This is a genomic window from Syntrophobacterales bacterium, assembly GCA_031274925.1.
In the GTDB taxonomy this organism is placed as follows: Bacteria; Desulfobacterota; Syntrophorhabdia; order Syntrophorhabdales; family Syntrophorhabdaceae; genus PNOM01.
In genome coordinates this window covers 1-4545 of record JAISPL010000038.1, presented here as the reverse complement: position 1 = coordinate 4545, position 4545 = coordinate 1, and the positions used below count along the sequence as shown (strand labels likewise).

7 protein-coding genes are annotated in these 4545 nt (G+C 47.7%); 6 read left to right on the top strand and 1 reads right to left on the bottom strand.

Features of this window, described 5'->3' with window-relative positions:
- From LBQ00_06885 to LBQ00_06860, 6 genes are all read left to right on the top strand, one after another.
- Window positions 1–287, top strand: a 287-nt coding sequence (locus LBQ00_06885) for a hypothetical protein (GenBank protein ID MDR2018578.1), incomplete at its 5' end; no start/stop codon positions are given.
- Between the two features lie 30 nt (window positions 288–317).
- On the top strand, window positions 318–518 hold the full coding sequence (locus LBQ00_06880; protein ID MDR2018577.1) for a hypothetical protein: 201 nt from the start codon (window positions 318–320) through the stop codon (window positions 516–518).
- A 23-nt stretch (window positions 519–541) separates the two neighbouring features.
- Window positions 542–826, top strand: coding sequence for a hypothetical protein (locus tag LBQ00_06875; GenBank protein MDR2018576.1), 285 nt, complete (start codon window positions 542–544; stop codon window positions 824–826).
- Between the two features lie 459 nt (window positions 827–1285).
- Window positions 1286–1459, top strand: coding sequence for a hypothetical protein (locus LBQ00_06870; protein ID MDR2018575.1), 174 nt, complete (start codon window positions 1286–1288; stop codon window positions 1457–1459).
- A gap of 55 nt (window positions 1460–1514) precedes the next feature.
- Window positions 1515–1670, top strand: a complete 156-nt coding sequence (locus tag LBQ00_06865; GenBank protein ID MDR2018574.1) for a hypothetical protein — start codon at window positions 1515–1517, stop codon at window positions 1668–1670.
- A 226-nt stretch (window positions 1671–1896) separates the two neighbouring features.
- Window positions 1897–3306: a hypothetical protein gene (locus LBQ00_06860; protein MDR2018573.1), complete on the top strand. Its 1410-nt coding sequence runs from the start codon at window positions 1897–1899 to the stop codon at window positions 3304–3306.
- Between the two features lie 286 nt (window positions 3307–3592).
- On the opposite strand, the gene LBQ00_06855 is transcribed toward LBQ00_06860, so the two are convergent.
- Entirely contained in the window at window positions 3593–3976 is a 384-nt protein-coding gene (locus LBQ00_06855; GenBank protein MDR2018572.1) for a helix-turn-helix transcriptional regulator, read from the bottom strand.
- Window positions 3977–4545 lie beyond the last annotated feature (569 nt).

Sequence of the window (4545 nt, the reverse complement as noted above, 5' to 3'; positions counted from 1 at the left end):
ATGGAAATAACGGAAGTTCCGGCGGAGATACGTCCATCACGATAGGAGGTACTTTATACACCGTTTGGGGAGGAGGTCATGTTACTACCGGAACATCAGGCGGCGGCAGGACAATGGCGGACGCGTCCTCAATGTTGTCGGTCCTTGGCGGATTAGGGGGCGATACATGCCAGATAGGGGGTCAATCAATATTCGGGCTATGTATGCACGGTCATGAAGGGTACCGTGGTATACGGATGGCCGATACGGCAGGCACTAGTTCCCCTCAACCTGTAAGAACTGACTGACTCGGCGGGATGGGGGGTATGTCCTAGTTAATGACCTATGGAGCCGGAGGGGGTGGAGCGCAAGGACAGGGATACGGCATTGCTGGTTCCCCCGGCATCATCATTATCGACGAGTACACGGGAAGTACAACACAGGCGGGATACGCTATTTCTAACTCAAATTCCTTCAACTCTGTGTCTGGTGTTGAGATTTTAGGTCCTGCTGAATCTCCAGACGTTATCGACGAATAAAGCGACTTATAAGGAGGTAATAGATGGATTCCGGAATAAACTTACTCGCAGACGCCGCCTCCGCAGTAGCAGGCGCGGGTACAGGCGGGCTCATTGTATTCGGCATCATGAAGGCGAAGATAGAGAAGAACGCCGAGGACCTGAAAAATATCCTTGCCAACGCGGTATTCCAGAAGCAATGCGACAACTGCAAGGAAAACTGGATGGGACAGATAAGCGTCGTCAGGGATGAGATCAGAAATTTAAGGGATGAACTGAATAACAACATAAATCAGGTGATTGACCTCGCGAAGAACGAGCAGCCATGATCCCGCGAGCCCAGAAAAACCGTGGTGGCAGGCCGGAGATTTCCGCCGAATATAAGGCGCGGGTACGTATAAGGGGTTTAGTTGGAGATGTCCAAATAGAGAGTTTCACGACGAATTCAGGGACATTATGAGACGGGAGATTGAAGAGCGGAAGAAAATAGATTGCCCTGTGGGCCGGCATCTTCAGACTGCAATACTGGCCCATGGGAATAATGGGCAGTATACTCCTTACCATCCTTACGGTGCTTCTCAAAGGGCGGGCCTTACCCGTCGTCTCTTACAGGAGGATGATGTCTGAAAGAGAAAGAAGCCTTCCTGTGCCCGCCAATGAGAAAGCTTATGGAGCCTCCGTCTATGGCAGGGCCATGGGAGAGATACTCATGGGAAAAGGGACGATGCGCGTGCGTCATATCAATCATTCCCTGACCTGGGGCAAAAAAATACATAAGGAGATATATAATGAAGAACTGGAAAACAACGTTACTTGGGGTATTTGCCGGCATCCCACAGATTGTTCATGGTCTCGCAATGGCTGAACCAGACTGGCAGCTGGTCTTCACCGGAGTTGCGACCATCGTGGCATTTCTCTTCGCTAAAGACAATAACGTGACGGGAGGAGCAGTGCAGCAGTAATTGGAGGAGCAGGAATGTTGGAAAAGGCGATCACTTTTGTAATGAGAATTAACGGATGGAGACTTTGCAACTGACGCAATACGGACAGCAGTTCGCGATCATGGCCCACCGTATTGGAGTATATATGGCAGGAATGGCGGCAAAGGTTATCAAGGTTATTTTGGGGTCCCGTCTCAAAAGAGTGGGGAAAATCAGGAGCGGAGGCGAGTGATGATTAACGCCTCTCAGGCAGTGATCGACCCTGATTTTGTACAGGCATCGCACGTCCGGCGGTCGTCCGGCAGTTTGGGCGTGAGGCTTTATTTACCGATATGGACGAACTGGAAACGATAATCAGGAAGATACCGGAACCCTGCGAATCGAGTGCAAGCTATCCTCCTTATGCGGTGGAGTGGCTCTGACCTGCTTTCCTTTTTATAGGATATTAATGGAACCGTATGAAAAGACTATTTCTTGTGATTTTTACGCTCGTTATGTTGGCCGGATTTGCCAGTGCACAGACAATCAGTATATCAAATCTGCCGCCCGGCAATTCTGAGGTATCTGTTCAATCACAAGTCCCCGTTGATTTATCTGTTCGCGGGACTACGGCGAGGGTGTCAATATCCAGTATCCTTTCTCTCGGTATCCCCGGAGGATCAATTCCCGATTCCGGCACGACTGCGGGAGTACCTCTGCAGTCAGACGGCGCGGGGAAATGGGTAAAAGGTTCCGTACCTCTTATTTTCCCTCTTGCGGCGAATAGGGTGGTCCCCGCGGTCACGGGCGGTAGATGCCTCCATACCTCCACCGACGGATTAAGGATTGAAGAAGCGGCCGGAGATTGTGGCGCGCTCTCGGTAGATCAGTCCATAGTCAGCAATAATAATGTACTGACTCTCGATGGTGATTCTTCGGTTCCGGGAAACAATAAAGTATACGGTACTGACTCCTCCGGCAATAAGGGCTGGTATAACGCGCCATCAGGCGGCGGTGGCAGCGAAGATCAGGTAAACGCTGATTGGACAGCTAATTCAGGTAAAGCTGAGATTCTCAATAAACCCAACTTAGCCCCTGTCGCCACTACCGGTAATTATAACGACCTGAGCAATAAGCCGGGGATACCTGCTAATACACCGAGCGTAAGACAGACTGTTCAGAGTGGTCATCCGACGAATTTGATTGAGAAAGTCTCAAATCTTGTTGCAAGACTTCAAGCTTCACCAACTTATCCTTGTATAATTAATTTCGCTGCTGGGGCAGATGATTATAAGGGTATCATAACTCAGAATATGAGTTTGCCTACAGTTACAGATGGCAGGAATTATTTTTATGTACAGAGGAATCCTTCAACTGGGGCGTTAACTACAGGAAAAACTAATATTCGGCCTGTGTATGCATCTTCTATAGGTCAGGCTGTCCCTGCTGCGGATAGTTTTTTATTTAGCATCAGTGAAATGGTAATGTACAAGGGTGATGGTACTAACTGGAATCCTGTTCAGGTTGTATTTTTAGGCTGGGCGCATTTAGTTCCCATAGCGCCATTGGATATGAGCGCACCAAGGCAATACGCCTTTAATGGAGTATACTTTTCAGGCAAATTTCCGATAGCTGTAAGTACGGCATATAGCAAAAATCATTATATAGGGTGTATTCCTCAAATAGTTAAAGCAAGCGGGACCACCAGCGGTGAGACCTGGGGGGATTTTATAAGTTATATAAGTACATCTAATTATGGTGTAGATATTGGTAGTATTGATACCGATATGGTTACCTTATATGTAGGTTCGTCTCGTAATATAAGAACTGGTACTACTACGCATACGGCGGCCGCAGATGCTGAGATATTTGCTTCGAGGGGGTGGTAGTCATGGGATACTTTATAGACGGTAAAGGAGAATATTACGAAGGGAACAGGCGGAATTGATCTGATATTGAGATCCTGAACTTAGGCCCTCCCCGTTCCATGAGCTTATTGATGGCAAATGGAAGTTAAACGATGATTTGTACAAAAAAGATTTAGCTCGACAAGCCCGTATCCTTACATCGCCTTTGGGCATAAAACGGGTGACGGCGATTTGGTCCGCCTGTTTGTGTGCTTGCGTCAGACTATAAAATCAGCGCTGGAATAAGAGGCCTTGAAGGGGAGAATGATCACTCTTCTTGTTTTGGTTTTTTATCATTCTGTCGTTGGGGCTGCCCCTCTCCTGCTATCTGCCATTCCGCCCACTTGATCCACTCTTCTGCCTTGCCGTCACCGCAGTCTTTGAGTTTTTTAAATAACTGCAGGACACGATCCTGTTCTTCATCCACAAGACCTCTTAAGAGCACTTCGTCCACCCCGAAGAGCTCGCATAGTTTTTTCATCATTTCAGGGTTAGGTTTTCTGCGGCCCATCTCGAAGCCACTGATCGCACCTTGAGGCGTTTCTATCTTCACACCTATTATTCTTCCGAGTTCGTCCTGAGAAAGGCCGAGTCGTACCCGATGCCGCCTGATGTTTATAGCTAACGGGGTTAATGTTTTTTCTTTTGGCACGTTACCTCCCATATGTTTTGTGTCTTTCTTCCGGGACGCCATTTCCCGGCCGGCTATATCTATCCTGGCTTTGCACGCTTCGCGCGCTCCATCCGGGCATGTGTGATCAAGATACGATCCGGGGCGGTATCTGTCGGGACAATCTTTATCATCAAGAACTGCGCCAGAGGCTTACCCGGGTCCTTGTCCAAAACTTTATCTGTAATTCATGGCAAATACTTTTTTGCAAGTAAACCCTCTCTTTTTGAATCAAAAGATGCAGTCATCATACATTTTGTTTCTGGAATTGTCACCAAATTGCTTCTCATGTTGGCGTTTATATACTTAATGACATGTTTACAAGGAGTAAAGCCCGCCGAGACTATATAAGCCCTGACGGGCTTATTTATGAAGGCGCAAATTCAGATGCAGGTGAAATCTTAAACCAAAGAAATAGCGGGTTTGTACGGTGGATATGAAGGCACAGATAGAATGGTTCGAATGTATGTCCAGATGGCAATGCATAAGGATTTGTATAGTGGCGATGAAGCTAACGTTCTTCCAATAACGGGTAAAAAGTGTATCCCGCT